1 rRNA gene is annotated in these 552 nt (G+C 54.5%); it reads right to left on the minus strand.

Going from position 1 to position 552, the window contains the following annotated elements:
* Positions 1 to 552: ribosomal RNA gene (locus EKL30_RS18760) — 23S ribosomal RNA — on the minus strand; the annotation flags it as partial.

The raw sequence follows: 552 nt of genomic DNA on the forward strand, positions 1-552 counted from the left end.
CAGGGCGCGAGCCCTTCACACTACCGGGGTATACCTTCTCCCGAAGTTACGGTATTAATTTGCCGAGTTCCTTCTCCTGAGTTCTCTCAAGCGCCTTGGAATATTCATCCCGTCCACCTGTGTCGGTTTGCGGTACGGTCTCGTAGAACTGAAGCTTAGAGGCTTTTCTTGGAACAGCTTCCAATCAGTTTAGGACCGAAGTCCTATCCAGTCACACCCTTGAATTCCGCGCCCGGATTTGCCTAAGCGCCTTCTACAGTGCAACAACGGGGACATCCAACACCCCGATGACCTTCTGCCATCCGTCCCCCCATCGCATTCTACGACGGTGCTGGAATATTAACCAGCTTCCCATCAGCTACGCATCTCTGCCTCGCCTTAGGGGCCGACTCACCCTGCGCCGATGAACGTTGCGCAGGAAACCTTGGACTTACGGCGAGGGGGCTTTTCACCCCCTTTATCGCTACTCATGTCAGCATTCGCACTTCTGATACCTCCAGCAGACTTCACAATCTGCCTTCGCAGGCCTACAGAACGCTCTCCTACCACAGG

Origin of the sequence: Candidimonas sp. SYP-B2681, assembly GCF_003971065.1 — a bacterium.
GTDB lineage: Bacteria > Pseudomonadota > Gammaproteobacteria > Burkholderiales > Burkholderiaceae_B > Pollutimonas.